Source organism: Stenotrophomonas sp. ZAC14D1_NAIMI4_1 (genome assembly GCF_003086775.1).
In the GTDB taxonomy this organism is placed as follows: domain Bacteria; phylum Pseudomonadota; class Gammaproteobacteria; order Xanthomonadales; family Xanthomonadaceae; genus Stenotrophomonas.
In genome coordinates this window covers 4,617,365-4,632,480 of sequence record NZ_CP026001.1, presented here as the reverse complement: position 1 = coordinate 4,632,480, position 15,116 = coordinate 4,617,365, and the positions used below count along the sequence as shown (strand labels likewise).

Here is a 15,116-nt window from a genome sequence, read left to right as displayed (position 1 = left end):
GGGGTTTATCCGAATGGGCCGCGCTCATTGGATATTCATGACAACGCTACTAATTTCAGTCACTTGCTATATCTTCCTATGGACTGACTTCTGGAGCCCGCCATGCGTCGCCCGATCCAAGCCCTGCTGATCGCCGCCAGCCTGCTGTCCAGCCAGGCCATGGCCGGACCGCAGGAAGACCAGCGCGCCCGCAACGCGGTGCGTGTGCTGGCTGAAATCCAGGAAATTCCCGAGCAGGGCATTCCGGACAAATTGCTCGACGAAGGCCGCGCGGTCATCGTCATTCCCGACACGATCAAGGCTGGTCTGGTCATCGGCGGTCGCCGCGGCCACGGCCTGATGTCGGTTCGCATGCCCAATGGCGCGTGGTCGAACCCGGTGTTCATCAAGCTCACCGGCGGCAGCATCGGCTTCCAGGCCGGCGTGCAGTCCTCCGACGTGGTGCTGGTGTTCCGCAACGACCGCAGCCTGGACAATCTGGTCAACGGCAAGTTCACCCTGGGCGCCGATGCCGGCGTGGCCGCCGGTCCGGTGGGCCGCAACGCCGCCGCCGCCACCGATGGCCAGCTGAAGGCCGAGATCTGGTCGTGGTCGCGTGCCCGCGGCCTGTTCGCCGGCGTCGCCCTGGATGGCGCGGTCCTGCAGATCGACGATGCCGCCAACCTCGATGCCTACGGCAGCAATACCACGCCGCGGATGATCTTCGAAGGGCGAGCCGCCGGTGCGCCGTCGATGGACGTGGTCGCCTTCCGTGACCGCCTGGAAGAGGCGACCTACGCCGCCCGCAACAACCGCACCGGCAACGGCAGCACGGCCAGCGCCCCGCCGCCGCCGGTCCAGGCGCCTGTTCAGGCACCGGTCCCGGCCCCGGCCGAAGCGACCACCGCGCCGCTGCAGAACATGCCGCAGACCCCGCCGCCGCAGCAGCAGGGTTTCCAGCCGGTCGGCGACGGTGAGATCCGTACCGAGACGCTGGGCGGCAACTGACTTTCGTCACGCGCGCCGGCTTACAGCCGGTGCGCTATGCTCGACAGCCTGATCACTACGTAACGAGCGTCTTTATGGGCGGTTTGAGCATCTGGCATTGGTTGATTGTCCTGGCCGTGGTTCTGTTGGTGTTCGGCACCAAGCGGCTGACCAGTGGCGCCAAGGATCTCGGCTCGGCGGTGAAGGAATTCAAGAAGGGCATGCGCGACGACGACAAGCCGTCGGCGCAGCTGGGCGACGAGTCGCGCAGCCAGGACGCCTCGCGCACCGCGCAGGACGAGCACGACCGCAACTCGCGTTGATCCGGAGCGGTTGCGGTGTTTGATATTGGTTTCAGCGAACTGCTGGTGATTGCAGTGGTCGCCCTGGTGGTGCTCGGTCCCGAGCGCCTGCCCAAGGCGGCCCGCTTCGCCGGCCTGTGGGTGCGTCGCGCCCGCAACCAGTGGGATTCAGTGAAGCAGGAACTGGAGCGCGAACTGCAGGCCGAGGAGATCAAGCGGCACATGCAGGACGTGCGGCAGGGCATGCAGGACACCGAAAACCAGCTGCGTGCCAGCGGCGAAGCGGTGCGCCGCGAGGCGAGCGAAGCACAGCAGCAGGGCGATGACCTGGCCCGGGAAGTGCGCGCGCCGGCCCCGGCGCAGACGCCGCCGCACCTGGCAGAAGACCCCGCGGTGCCCGCAGCGGCGCAGGACGGCGGTTCGATGCCGCCCACCTCTACCGACGTTTCCGCGGATGCGCCCGCCAACCACATGGCCGATGCGCCCGTTCCGCCGGAGCGCCAGCCATGAGCGAACATGATTTCGGCGAAAGCTCGCTGGTCGAGCACCTGGTTGAACTGCGCGCGCGCCTGATCCGCGCACTGCTGGGCTTTGGCGTGGTGCTGCTGGGCCTGCTGCCGTTCACCCAGAAGCTTTACAACACGCTGGCCGAACCGCTGGTGTCGCAGCTGCCGAACGGGCAGACGATGATCGCCACCAACCCGGCCGGTGCCTTCTTCGCGCCGCTGAAGCTGACCTGCTTCGTCGCCCTGTTCGTGGCCGTGCCGTGGCTGCTGTACCAGCTGTGGGCCTTCGTCGCACCGGGCCTGTACGCGCGCGAGAAGCGCCTGGCGGTGCCGCTGCTGGTGTCGTCGGTGCTGCTGTTCTACACCGGCTGTGCGTTCGCCTACTTCCTGGTGCTGCCGGCGGTGTTCCACTTCCTCACCACCTTCAGCCCGGAAGTGATCGCGATCACCCCGGACGCGAACGCCTACCTGGACTTCGTGCTGGCGATCTTCTTCGCCTTCGGTGGCAGCTTCGAGCTGCCGGTGGCGATGGTGATCCTGGTGCTGCTGGGCTGGGTGACGCCGCAGCAGTTCAAGGAAGGCCGTGGCTACGCGATCGTCGGCATCTTCGTGCTGGCGGCGGTGCTGACCCCGCCGGACGTGGTGTCGCAGCTGATGCTGGCGATCCCGATGTGCCTGCTGTACGAGCTGGGCATCCACGCCGCGCGCTGGCTGGTGCCGTCTTCAGTGGTGAAGAAGCCCGCAGCCTGATAGGGGAACGCCGGGCATGGCCCGGCGTTGCGCGTTGGTCCGTTTCATCCACGCATGGCGTGGATCTACCCAGGTGCAGGTCAGGCGTGGAAGACGTCGCTGCCGGTGTCGGCTGTTTCCTGCACGCGGCCGCGGTGCGCGAACATCTGCTTCCAGGCCGCGTAGATCGCGCCCATGTACAGCGGCAGGAACACCGTATAGGTGATGACCTGGCCGACGAATGCAGCGAACATCGGCCCAGCCACGTATATCGCGATGGCGGTGAGGATGGTGAGGCCGAGGTAGGCGAAGAACAGGGTGATCAGGCCCAGCACGCTGAACACCAGCACCGCGCCGATGTTCTCGATGCAGCCCTGCAGGCTCAGGCGCAGCGCGTGCATGCCGCTCTGCCGGTCGAACACCACCAGTGCCGGCTGGGTGAACATGGCCATCACCAGCGCCACCAGCGCGACGGTCACCAGCACCAGCCACAGCAGGATGCGCTTGACTGGCAGGTCGGCCATCAGCGCCATGGTCTGCTGTTCGCTCATGGGCTGGCCACTCCTGGCCACTTCCTGCATCTGTCCCCAGACATCACCAAAGGCCTTGAAGCCCTCAGCGCCGATCATGAAGTACAGCAGCGCGCCCAGCAGGATGATGGCCAGCGCGTAGATCGCCATCGGCACCAGCAGGTGGCTGACGCGGTGGTTGCGGATCGGCTGCAGCAGGTGCGACGCCGTTGCCTCGCGACCATGGTCGATCTCGCCCACGGCGTACAGCATTCCGCCGATCAGCAGGGGTGCGATGGCCAGTGACAGGACCTGTACCACCAGGCCGATGACGCTGGGCAACAGCACCGCCAGCAGGGTTGCCAGCCAGGTGACAGCCATTCCGAGGAGGCCGAGCCGTGCCAGCTGCAGCGGCGCGCGACCGTACATGGTGAAAGTGTCCAGCAACCATTGGGCGCCCGATGAAGCTGGCAGTTTGCGAATCTCTTTCATGGACATCCGAAGGGATCAGGTGGAGGGCACGCGGCCCTACTGTCGCGGATTATCCCTGTTTTGCGCCGGCCGCACCTGAAGACCGGGCCTGGCGGACGAAGCGGCGCAACAGCTGGCGGGCCAGGGGCGCGGCGCTGACCGCGCGCTCGATGCTGCGTGCGCAGCCGCCGTGGCGGCCGATGCAGTCGGCGCGGGCGCGGATGTAGCCACGCATGTGGTGGGTGGCGAACTCGGGGTGGAACTGCACGCCCCAGGCCTGGCGGCCCCAGCGGAAGGCATGGCAGCCATCCAGCGGCGAGCGCGCCAGCACGGCGGCGCCCTCGGGCGCGCGCAGCACGGTCTGCAGGTGGGTGGCGTGGGCCGGGAAGTGGCTGGGCAGGCCGCCGAACAGGGGATCCTCGGCGGCGGCCGGGTCCAGCGCCAGTTCGATCGTGCCCGACTCGCGCCCGGCCGGGTTGTAGGCCACTTCGCCGCCGAGCGCATGCGCCAGCAGCTGGTGGCCGTAGCAGATGCCAAACACCGGCAGGCCATCGTGGGCCACCTGGCGCAGCCAGGCGGCGCTGCGCTCGCTCCACTCGGCATGGTCGGTGACGTAGGCGGCCGAGCCGGTCACCAGCACGCCGGCAAAGGCGCGGGCGTCGGGCAGGTGGTCGCCGTGCTCGACGTCGACCACCACCGTTTCGTGTTCTTCCAGCCCGGCGGCGACGCGGATCCAGTGCGGAAAGCGACCGTAGCGCCGCAGGGACGGCACCGGGCGGCCGGTTTCAAGGATCAGGAACGGGGCTGGATTCATCCGGGGGCGGCAGGACTGACAGGACTTCCTCGATTGTAGTCAGCCCCTGCGCCACCTTTTCAAGCCCCGCCTGGCGCAGGGTTCGCAGTCCTTCAGCCTGTGCGGCACGGCCGAACGTGGCCAGATCCATGTCCGCGCGGATCAGCCTGCGCAGCCGCGAACCCAATGGCAGCAACTCATACAGGCCGATGCGGCCGAGGAAACCGGTGCGCCGGCACTCCAGGCAACCGACCGGCCGACAGGGCGTGGCGGCATCTGGATATGCAGCATGGCTATCAGCCAGCACCGCCCAATCGGAGGGCCCGAGGGTGTGCGGCTGCTTGCAGTGCGGGCACAGGGTGCGCACCAGGCGCTGGGCCAGGATGCCGTTGATGGTGCTGGCCAGCAGGTAATGCGGCACGCCGATGTCGAGCAGTCGGGTGATGGCCGAAGCCGCATCGTTGGTGTGCAGGGTGGACAGCACCAGATGGCCGGTCAGCGAGGCCTGCACCGCCATCTGCGCGGTCTCCAGGTCGCGGATCTCGCCGATCATGATGATGTCCGGGTCCTGCCGCAGCAGGGTGCGCACGCCGCTGGCGAAGTCCAGGTCGATGTTGGCCTGCACCTGCATCTGGTTGAACTCCGGCGAGATCATCTCGATCGGGTCCTCCACCGTGCACACGTTCACGTCCGGCGTGGCCAGCCGCTTCAGGGTGGAATACAGGGTGGTGGTCTTGCCCGAACCGGTGGGGCCGGTGACCAGCACGATGCCGTGCGGGCGCTCGACCAGGGCGCTCCAGCCGGCCGCCTCCTGCGGGCTGAAGCCGAGCTGGTCGATGCTCTTGAAGGCCGCGTCCGGGTCGAAGATGCGCATCACGCACTTCTCGCCGAAGGCGGTGGGCATGGTCGACAGGCGCATTTCGACTTCGCGGCCACCCGGCGAACGGGTCTTGATGCGGCCGTCCTGCGGGCGCCGGCGCTCGGCCAGGTCCATGCGGCCGAGCACCTTGATGCGGCTGACCACGGCGGTCATCACCGCCGCTGGCACCTCGAACACCTTGTGCAGCACGCCATCGATGCGGAAGCGCATGCGCCCCATCTCGCGGCGCGGCTCCAGGTGGATGTCCGAGGCGCGTTGTTCGTAGGCGTACTGCAGCAGCCAGTCGACGATGTGGACGATGTGCTGGTCATCGGCGTTGACATCACCGGCCCGGCCGAGCTCGACCAGCTGCTCGAAGCTGGGCAGGGTGGTGTTGGCTTCGCCGCGCACGTCGCCGCGGGCCCCGCGCACCGAGCGCGTGACCCCGAAGAACTCCATCGTGTAGCGGTGCAGGTCGAGCGGATTGACCATCGCCAGCTCGATCTGGCGCCGGGTCAGGTGCTGCAGGTCGCGGCGCCATTCCTGGGCCAGCGGCTCGCTGGTGGCCACCAGCACGCGCTCGGCATCCACCGCCAGCGGCAGGAAACGGTGGCGGCGGGCATAGGCGTGCGAGGCCACGGCGGTGACCGAGGCGACGTCGACGCGGGTCGGGTCGATGCGCAGGTAGCGGCAGCCGGTGCGCCGGGCCAGCCATTCGGTCAGGCGTTCCAGGTTCAGCTCGCCGCCCTCGCTGGCGGTCAGCTTGAGGTTGGACAGCAGCACCAGCGGGTGTACTTCGCTGGCGTTGCGCGCGCCCTGTGCCGAAAAGCGCACGCGGTCGCGGTCACGCTCGGCGATCAGGCCATCGGCCAGTGCGGCAGCGGCCACCTGCTCGAACTGCAGGCGCCCTGGCGGCAACGGGGGCGGTGCCCCGGGCGTGCCTGCCGGCAGCCGGTGTTCCATCTGCCTGCTCCTCCCGGGTACGGAATGCCCCGCAGGTCGGCCGTTATACTAGCGCACCCCTCTGCCGGCCAAGAATCGTCCGCATGTCCGCGACCCCGACCGTTCCGATCACCTTCCAGGGCCTGATCCAGACCCTGAACCAGTTCTGGGCCCAGCAGGGCTGCGTGCTCATCCAGCCGCTCGACCTGGAGGTGGGCGCCGGGACGTTCCACCCGGCCACCTTCCTGCGTGCGATCGGTCCGGAAGGCTGGAACGCGGCCTACGTGCAGCCTTCGCGCCGCCCCACCGACGGCCGCTATGGCGAGAACCCGAACCGCCTGCAGCGCTACTACCAGTACCAGGTGGCGATGAAGCCGGCGCCGGACAACATCCAGCAGCTGTACCTGGATTCGCTGAAGGCGCTGGGCATCGACCCGCTGGTGCACGACCTGCGCTTCGTCGAGGACAACTGGGAATCGCCGACGCTGGGCGCCTGGGGCCTGGGCTGGGAAGTCTGGCTCAACGGCATGGAAGTGACCCAGTTCACCTACTTCCAGCAGGCCGGTGGCCTGGAGTGCCGCCCGGTGCTGGGCGAGATCACCTACGGTCTCGAGCGCCTGTGCATGTACCTGCAGAACTGCGACAACGTCTATGACCTGGTCTGGACCTACGGCCCGGACGGCCAGCCGGTGACCTACGGCGACGTGTACCACCAGAACGAGGTGGAGCAGAGCACCTACAACTTCGAACACGCCGACGTGGAAGAAATGTTCCACCGCTTCGACGCATGCGAGCGCGAGGCGCAGAAGCTGGTGGAAGTGAACCTGCCGCTGCCGGCCTACGAACAGGTGATGAAGGCCAGCCACACCTTCAACCTGCTCGATGCGCGCCGCGCGATCAGCGTGACCGAACGCCAGCGCTACATCCTGCGCGTGCGCGCGCTGGCCCAGGCGGTGGCCAAGGCCTACTACGAGCAGCGCGAAAAGCTGGGTTTCCCGGGCGCGAAGAAGGCCTGACGGCCGCGCTGCTTTCCAACACCCCATTGCCCCGGGGCGCCGGCCGCGTCGCGCGCTGCGCCCCCACCACAGGATTGAAACGATGAGCCAACTGTCCCCCCTGCTGATCGAACTGGGCACCGAGGAGCTGCCGGTCAAGGCGCTGCCGGGCCTGGCCCAGGCCTTCTTCGATGGCGTTGTCGACGGCCTGCGCAAGCGTGGCGTTGAACTGGAACTGGGCGATGCCCGCCCGCTGTCGACCCCGCGCCGCCTGGCCGTGCTGCTGCCCGGCGTCGGCCTGGAACAGCCCGAACAGCGCAGCGAAGTGCTGGGCCCGTACCTGAACATCGCGCTGGACGCCGAAGGCCAGCCGACCAAGGCCCTGCAGGGCTTCGCGGCCAAGGCCGGGATCGACTGGACTGCGCTGGAAAAGACCAGCGACAACAAGGGTGAGCGCTTCGTCCACCGTGCGGTGAGCCCGGGTGCGCGCACCGCTGCGCTGCTGCCGGAGATCCTGCGCGAGGCCATCGCCGCGATGCCGATTCCCAAGCCGATGCGCTGGGGCGACCACGACTGGGGCTTCGCCCGCCCGGCGCACTGGCTGGTGCTGCTGCACGGCAACGACGTGGTGGACGCCGAGCTGTTCGGCCTGAAGGCCGACCGCATGAGCCGCGGCCACCGCTTCCACCATGACAAGACCGTGTGGCTGAGCCAGCCGCAGGATTACGTGGAATCGCTGCGCGCGGCCAAGGTGCTGGTCGGCCCGGCCGAGCGCCGTGAGCGCATCGTGGCCGAGGTCGAGGCCGCTGCCGGCCAGGCCGGTGGCAGCGCCCGCATCACCGAGGACAACCTGGAGCAGGTGGTGAACCTGGTCGAATGGCCGGCGGCGGTGCTGTGCAGCTTCGAGCGCGCGTTCCTGGCCGTGCCGCAGGAAGCGCTGATCGAGACGATGGAGATCAACCAGAAGTTCTTCCCGGTGCTGGATGACAGCGGCAAGCTGACCGAGAAGTTCATCGGCATCGCCAATATCGAATCGAAGGACGTGGCCGAAGTGGCCAAGGGCTACGAGCGCGTGATCCGCCCGCGCTTCGCCGATGCCAAGTTCTTCTTCGACGAAGACCTGAAGCAGGGCCTGGAGTCGATGGGCGAGGGCCTGAAGACGGTGACCTACCAGGCCAAGCTGGGCAGCGTGGCCGACAAGGTGGCGCGCGTGTCGGCGCTGGCCGAAGTGATCGCGGCGCAGGTCGGTGCCGACCCGGTGCTGGCCAAGCGTGCCGCCCAGCTGGCCAAGAACGACCTGCAGTCGCGCATGGTCAATGAGTTCCCGGAACTGCAGGGCATCGCCGGCCGCCACTACGCCGTGGCCGGTGGTGAATCGCCCGAGGTGGCGCTGGCCATCGACGAGGCCTACCAGCCGCGCTTCGGTGGCGATGACATCGCCCTGTCGGTGCTGGGCAAGGTGCTGGCGATTGCTGAACGCGTCGATACGCTGGCCGGCGGTTTTGCCGCGGGCCTGAAGCCGACCGGCAACAAGGACCCGTTCGCCCTGCGCCGCAACGCGCTGGGCCTGGCCCGCACGATCATCGAGAGCGGCTTCGAGCTGGACCTGCGCGCACTGCTGGCCAGCGCCAACGCCGGCCTGGCCGCGCGCAACGTGCAGGCCGACGTGGCTGAGCTGTACGACTTCATCCTCGACCGCCTGAAGGGCTACTACAGCGACAAGGGCGTGCCGGCCACGCACTTCAACGCGGTGGCCGAGCTGAAGCCGGCCTCGCTGTATGACTTCGACCGCCGCCTCGACGCAATCGGCACCTTCGCCGCGTTGCCGGAAGCCGAGGCGCTGGCCGCGGCCAACAAGCGCATCCGCAACATCCTGCGCAAGGCGGAGGGCGACATTCCGGGCCAGATCGACGCATCGCTGCTGCAGGAAGACGCCGAGCGCGCGCTGGCCGAAGCGGTCACCGCGGCCATCGACGACACCGGCGCCAGCCTGCACCAGAAGGACTACGTGGCCGTGCTGGCGCGCCTGGCCCGCCTGCGCCCGCAGGTCGATGCGTTCTTCGATGGCGTGATGGTCAATGCCGAAGACCCGGCCCTGCGTGGCAACCGCCTGGCGCTGTTGACGATGCTGGGCGAGCGCCTGGGCAAGGTGGCGGCGATCGAGCACCTGTCGAGCTGATCGGGGTGCGCCTATCCACGCATGGCGTGGATGGATGGGTGGGTAGCGCCGGCCGCTGGCCGGCATGTCCCACGGTTGCCGGCCAGCGGCCGGCACTACCGTTTTTCGTGCAGATGAGGCGCATAAAGACGCGCATTTTGACTGCCACTTAACAACCGATCCCCATTCGTGCGCTGCATTTCGCATCGTCACGCGCGGTCGGTATGCTGTGCCGCATGCAGCCAAAGAAATACGCCCTCCCGCTGATGGTCCTGACCCTGGCCACCACGTCCGTGGCCCATGCGCGCGGCACCATCGACAAGGTGGACATCAAGGGATTGGACAAGGGCGACGACGCCGCGATCATCGAGAACATCCAGGAATCGCTGACGCTGTACGACACCATCGGCAAGGAACAGGGCGAGTCGCGGCTGGAATACCTGCTGTCGCAGGCCGAGCGGCAGACCCGCGAGGCGCTGGAGCCGTTTGGCTACTACAACCCGGTGATCACCGTGGAAGCGCCCCGCCAGGACGAGCGCGTGCAGGTGCATATCCGGGTGGAGAAGGGCGAGCCGGTGCGCGTGCGCCGCGAGCACATCGACATCACCGGCCCTGCCATGTACGACCAGTACCTGCAGGATGACCTGGCCGCATTCAAGCCGCGCAAGGGCCAGCGCTTCGAACACACCCAGTACGAAGCCAGCAAGATCACCATCACCCGGCGCCTGGCCGAGCGTGGCTACTTCGATGCCGACTACACCCAGCGCCAGGTGCAGGTCACCCGCGCGGAAAACGCTGCCGACATCGACCTGACCTGGGACAGCGGCCGCCGCTACAACATGGGCCCGGTGACGTTCGAACAGGACTACTTCGTCGACAAGCTGTTCGACCCGCTGGTGTACTGGGAACAGGGCAGCTACTTCCACGAAGGCAAGCTGGACCGCCTGCGCGAGTCGCTGACCAAGCTCGATTACTTCAGCGTGATCGACATCCAGCCGCGGCCCGACCAGGCCGATGAGAACGGCGAAGTGCCGGTGGACGTGAAGCTGACCCGGGCCAAGCGCACCATCTACACCTCGGGCCTGAGCTACGGCAGCGAGAGTGGCGCGGGTGTGCGCGGCGGCATCGAGCGGCGCTACGTGAACAGCCGCGGCCACAAGATGAACACCCAGCTGGACTATGCGCAGAAGCGCAAGAGCCTGACCAGCACCTACCGCGTGCCGGCGTTCAAGTGGCTCGATGGCTGGTACGGGTTCACCGCAAGTGCCTACGACGAGCAGACCGACTACATCGACCTGCGCAACTTCAAGCTGATCGCCAGCCGCAGCGGGCAGATCAACGAGTACTGGACCGCCATCGCCTCGATGAACGCCCTGCGCGAGCGCTGGCGCTACGCCTCGGGCACCGAGTTCACCAATGCGGTCTACAACACCTCGACCCTGGTGTACCCGCAGCTGGTCGCCGACTACGTCAACGTCGACGATCCGCTGTTCCCGCGCAGCGGCATCAGCGGCACCGCCACCCTGCGCGGCGGCATCGAGGGCGCCGGTTCGGATACCAGCTTCGTGCAGGCCAACGCGGTGCTGCGCTGGTACATCCCGGTGGGCCAGAGCGATCGCCTGATCCTGCGTGGTGAAGGCGGTACCACCTGGACCAGTGACCTGGTGGCGATGCCGCCGAGCCTGCGATACTTCGCCGGTGGCGACCGCAGCATCCGCGGCTATGCCTTCCGTGAAGTGGGCCCGCGCACGCCGGCCCCGGACAAGTACGCGCTCGGCGCGAAGAACCTGGTGGTCGGCTCGGCCGAGTACGAGCATTACTTCAAGGGTGGCCCGTGGGGCGCGGCGGTGTTCGTCGACACCGGCAGCGCGTTCGACAACACCATCGACCTGCATACCGGCGTGGGCTTCGGCGTGCGCTGGAAATCGCCGGTGGGGCCGGTGCGCGTGGACATCGCGCACGGCCTGAACAACCCTGATTCGCAGTTCCAGCTGTACCTGAACATCGGAGCGGACCTGTGAGCGCGCAGACCCCGGACACCCGCACTCCGCCGCCGCCGCGCGTGCGTTTCTACCGCCGCCGCCGTTTCTGGGCATGGTCGGGCGTGGGCGTGATCGGCCTGGTGCTGCTGGCACTGCTGGCCGTGTACTGGCTGCTGCAGACCGTGGCCGGCCGCGATGTGCTGCTGGCCCAGGTGGTGGCGCGCCTGCCGGTGGGCGCCAGCTTCACCTGGGACAAAGCGGACGGCCCGGTGGCCGGGCCGCTGACCATGTACAACGTCGATTTCCGCTACGACGACATCCACTTCCACGCCGAACGCGCGCACCTGGAGCCGGACCTGCGCCCGCTGCTGGGCCGCAAGCTGCAGCTGGACAAGCTGGAACTGACCAACGCCACGCTCAACCTGGCCAAGAGCGATGAGCCGTTCAAGCTGCCGTCGTGGCCCGATTCGCTGCCGCAGATCGAGATGCCGCTGGCGATCCAGGCCGATGTCATCGCCATCGATGGGTTCCGCATCAGCCAGGCCAACGAACCGGTGATCGACATCAGCCGCGTGCGCGGCGGCATCGAGATCGCCAATGGTGAATTCCAGGCCCGGCAGCTGGTCGTGGCCAGCGACATGGGCGATTTCACCGCGCAGGGCCGCTACATCCCGGCCAAGGATTACGACACCGACGTGACCGTGACGGCCGTGCTGCCGGCACCGCGTGGACGCACCGCCGCGACCCTGGGCCTGGTGGCGCGTGGCGACCTGGCGCACATGGAAGTGGCCGTGGCCGGCCGTGCACCGCAGCCGCTGAAGGCGATGCTGGTGTTCGACGGCCGCACCGACCCGACCTGGAATGCCACGGTCCGCAGCGACGAGCTGGACCTGGCACTGCTGTCGCCGGCGCTGGCGACCTCGGGCATCGCGCCGCTGGCGCTGGATTTCACCGCCTCAGGCAAGGGCGGCAACGCCAACCTGCACGGCCGGGTGAAGCAGGGCGAGCAGGAACTGGAGCTGGCACCGTCGGTGGTTTCGCTGCAGGACCAGGTGCTGAAGGTCTCGCCGTTGGTGGTGAAGGGCCTGGGCGGCGAAGCACGCCTGCAAGGCACTGCTGATTTCAGCCAGGAAGACCAGCAGAAACTCAATTTCTCGGTGATCGCGCAGAACCTGACCTGGGTGCCGGCGCCGGACCCGAACACCGCCGGCAGCGCACCGGTGCCGGTGACGCTGAAAGAAGCGCGCTTCGGCCTGGCCGGCACGCTGCAGGCCTGGGCCGCGATCGGCCGTGCCGACGTGCAGCGCGAGGAACAGAAGGCACAGCTGCGCTTCGACGTGCGTGGCAACGACAAGGCCGCACAGATCCACCAGCTGCAGGCACAGACCCCGGGCGGGCAGCTGCAGGTGGAAGGCCAGGTGGCCTGGTCGCCGCAGCTGGACTGGGATGCCAAGGCGACGCTGAAGGACTTCGACCCGGGCTATTTCGTGCCGGGCTGGAATGGGCGGCTGTCCGGCAACTTTGCCTCCAAGGGCCAGCAGCTGCCGCCGCCGGCCAATGCACCGGCCGGTACCACCGGCACGCTGCAGGCGACGGTGGACCTGCCGTCGCTGAAGGGCACGCTGCGCCAGCGCAACGTCGACGCGCAGGGCAAGTTCGCCCTGCAGGGCGAACAGGGCCAGGGCGAGCTGAAGCTGACCGTGGGCAGCAGCCGGGTGACCGCGTCGGGCAAGGTGGGTGACCGCCTGGACATCGACGCACGCTTCGAGCCGCTGCAGCTGAGCGATCTGCTGCCCGGCGCCGATGGCGGCCTGCGCGGCCAAGTGCAGGTGAAGGGCCCGCGCGATGCGCCGGACATCACCGCCGACCTGGTCGGCAACAACCTCAACTGGGATGGCTACGGCGCCGAAAGCCTGAGCATCAAGGGCCACCTGCCGTGGCGTGGCGACAGCGGCACGCTGGCCGTGCAGGGCCAGCAGGTCAACGCGGGCATGCTGCTGGAGCGCTTGAACGTGGATGCGCAGGGCAGTGTTTCCAACCTGCGCCTGGCCGCACAGACGCGCAACGAGATGGGCGCGATCGACCTGCAGGGCAGCGTGCGCCAGCAGGGCACGCAGTGGCGCGGGGAACTGGCCGCGCTGCGCATCGCACCGATGAAGGGCGATGCGTGGTCGCTGCGGGCGCCGGCGACCTTCGCCATCAACGGCGGCACCTACACGCTGTCCGAAGCCTGCCTGGCCACCACCGGCGGTGGTGCGCTGTGCGCGCAGGCCAACTGGCCGCGCGAGGGCGTGGTGGTGCGCAGTGACGCGCTGCCGCTGTCGCTGGTGCAGCCGTGGCTGCCGCCGCAGTCCGGCCGCCGCATCTACCTGCGTGGCGATGTCAGCCTGGACGCGCAGATCCGCCCGCGCGCCAATGCGTGGGAAGGCCACGTGGAAGTGCGCTCGAAGGAAGGCGGCGTGCGCCTGGGCGAGATCCGCAACGCCGGCACCGACAGCACCCGCGGCGAACTGGTGCGCTATGACCAGTTCTCGCTGAAGCTGGACATGACCCCGGCCAGCATCAAGGGCTACCTCGGCCTGGGCTTCCAGGGCAACGGCTTCGTCGATGCGAAGATGCAGACCGGCTGGGAGGCCAGCGCGCCGTTGAACGGCGAGCTCTACCTCAACATGTCGCGGCTGTACTGGCTGGAGCTGTTCTCGCCGGACATCGTGCGCCCCACCGGCCTGATCGAAGGCCACGTGAGCCTGCGCGGCACGCGCGGCCAGCCTTCGCTGGGGGGCGATGCCACGCTGAGCAACTTCAAGGGCGAGTTCCCGGCGCTGGGCCTGACCTTCGACCAGGGCAAGGGCAGCTTCGTGGCCCAGCCCGATGGCTCGGCCAAGATCACCGCGCAGGCCAATTCGGGCCAGGGCACGCTGTACGTCGACGGTGGCCTGTCCTGGTTCGGCGATGCGCAGCCGCTGCAGCTGAAGATCCACGGCGAGAACGTGCTGGTGTCCAATACCAGCGAACTGCGCATCGTCGCCAACCCCGATCTCGACTTCACCCTGGCCAAGGCGGCGATGGAGCTGCGCGGCACCGTCAACGTGCCCGAGGCCGATATCGACCTGGAGCGCCTGGACCGTGGCACCTCGGTGTCCGAGGACGTGGTGGTGCTGGACCCGGCCGACCCGGAGGAGTCGCGCACCTCGCCGCTGGACATGGACCTGACGGTGAGCCTGGGCGACAAGGTGAAGATGACCGGCTTCGGCCTGAAGGGCGGGCTGACCGGCAAGATGCAGGTGTGGGCCAAGCCCGGCCGCGAGATGACCGCCAACGGCGGGCTTGAGGTGAGCGGCCGCTACAAGGCCTATGGCCAGGACCTGACCATCACCCGCGGCAACCTCAACTGGAACTACAACGCCGTCTCCGATCCGCGCATCAACATCCGCGCCGAACGCCGCATCGGTGATGTCACCGCCGGCATCGACGTGACCGGGCGCGCGCAGCAGCCGCGCGCGGACGTGTGGTCGGACCCGGCGATGTCGCAGTCCGAAGCGCTGGCCTACCTGGTGCTGGGCCGCAGCCTGACCAACGCCAGTACCGACCAGACCCAGCAGGTCACCGCGGCCTCGGCGGCGCTGTCGGCCGGCAGCGGCCTGCTGGCCTCGCAGCTGGGCGCGAAACTGGGCCTGGACGATGCCGGCGTGAGCCAGTCGCGCGCGCTGGGCGGTTCGGTGATCGGTTTTGGCAAGTACATCTCGCCCAAGCTGTACGTCGGCTACGGCGTGTCGATGGTGGGCGCCGGTTCGGTGCTGACCCTGAAGTACCTGCTGCGCCGCGGCTTCGACGTGGAAGTGGAGTCGAGCACGGTGGAAAACCGCGGCTCGCTGAACTGGCGCCGCGAGAAATGACCCTGTCG

General features: G+C 68.2%; 11 protein-coding genes. 8 read left to right on the top strand and 3 right to left on the bottom strand.

Going from position 1 to position 15,116, the window contains the following annotated elements:
• Positions 1 to 102: 102 nt before the first annotated feature.
• The 4 genes from C1927_RS20975 (at position 103) to tatC (ending at position 2,524) form a co-directional block, all read left to right on the top strand.
• Complete coding sequence (locus C1927_RS20975) at positions 103 to 987, top strand: YSC84-related protein (RefSeq protein ID WP_079224369.1); 885 nt, start codon at positions 103 to 105, stop codon at positions 985 to 987.
• A 74-nt stretch (positions 988 to 1,061) separates the two neighbouring features.
• The gene (gene tatA / locus C1927_RS20970) at positions 1,062 to 1,289 is read left to right on the top strand and encodes a Sec-independent protein translocase subunit TatA (protein ID WP_079224368.1); all 228 of its coding nucleotides are present in this window, start codon (positions 1,062 to 1,064) and stop codon (positions 1,287 to 1,289) included.
• 15 nt (positions 1,290 to 1,304) lie between these two features.
• Positions 1,305 to 1,778, top strand: coding sequence for a Sec-independent protein translocase protein TatB (gene tatB, locus C1927_RS20965; protein WP_079224366.1), 474 nt, complete (start codon positions 1,305 to 1,307; stop codon positions 1,776 to 1,778).
• Positions 1,775 to 2,524, top strand: a complete 750-nt coding sequence (gene tatC / locus C1927_RS20960) for a twin-arginine translocase subunit TatC (protein WP_079224364.1) — start codon at positions 1,775 to 1,777, stop codon at positions 2,522 to 2,524. Before tatB ends, tatC begins: the two co-directional genes overlap by 4 nt.
• An 80-nt stretch (positions 2,525 to 2,604) precedes the next feature.
• Here tatC and C1927_RS20955 read toward each other — a convergent pair whose 3' ends face one another.
• Genes C1927_RS20955 through C1927_RS20945 form a run of 3 tightly spaced genes read right to left on the bottom strand, consistent with a single transcriptional unit; the run spans position 2,605 to position 6,098 of the window.
• Positions 2,605 to 3,504, bottom strand: coding sequence for a BPSS1780 family membrane protein (locus C1927_RS20955; protein WP_079225434.1), 900 nt, complete (start codon positions 3,502 to 3,504; stop codon positions 2,605 to 2,607).
• Positions 3,505 to 3,553: 49 nt separating this feature from the next.
• Positions 3,554 to 4,297: a glutamine amidotransferase gene (locus C1927_RS20950; RefSeq protein WP_079224362.1), complete on the bottom strand. Its 744-nt coding sequence runs from the start codon at positions 4,295 to 4,297 to the stop codon at positions 3,554 to 3,556.
• A complete protein-coding gene (locus tag C1927_RS20945) occupies positions 4,269 to 6,098 on the bottom strand; it encodes a GspE/PulE family protein (protein ID WP_108747706.1) in 1,830 nt (609 codons plus the stop codon). Before C1927_RS20945 ends, C1927_RS20950 begins: the two co-directional genes overlap by 29 nt.
• An 83-nt stretch (positions 6,099 to 6,181) precedes the next feature.
• Between C1927_RS20945 and glyQ the strand changes: the two genes are divergently transcribed.
• From glyQ to C1927_RS20925, 4 genes are all read left to right on the top strand, one after another.
• Positions 6,182 to 7,093, top strand: coding sequence for a glycine--tRNA ligase subunit alpha (gene glyQ, locus C1927_RS20940; RefSeq protein WP_079224358.1), 912 nt, complete (start codon positions 6,182 to 6,184; stop codon positions 7,091 to 7,093).
• A gap of 82 nt (positions 7,094 to 7,175) precedes the next feature.
• A complete protein-coding gene (gene glyS / locus C1927_RS20935; RefSeq protein WP_108747705.1) occupies positions 7,176 to 9,251 on the top strand; it encodes a glycine--tRNA ligase subunit beta in 2,076 nt (691 codons plus the stop codon).
• A 203-nt stretch (positions 9,252 to 9,454) separates the two neighbouring features.
• The gene (locus C1927_RS20930) at positions 9,455 to 11,251 is read left to right on the top strand and encodes an autotransporter assembly complex family protein (RefSeq protein ID WP_079224355.1); all 1,797 of its coding nucleotides are present in this window, start codon (positions 9,455 to 9,457) and stop codon (positions 11,249 to 11,251) included.
• Positions 11,248 to 15,108: a translocation/assembly module TamB domain-containing protein gene (locus C1927_RS20925; RefSeq protein ID WP_079224353.1), complete on the top strand. Its 3,861-nt coding sequence runs from the start codon at positions 11,248 to 11,250 to the stop codon at positions 15,106 to 15,108. The genes C1927_RS20930 and C1927_RS20925 overlap by 4 nt, the downstream gene beginning before the upstream one ends.
• Positions 15,109 to 15,116 lie beyond the last annotated feature (8 nt).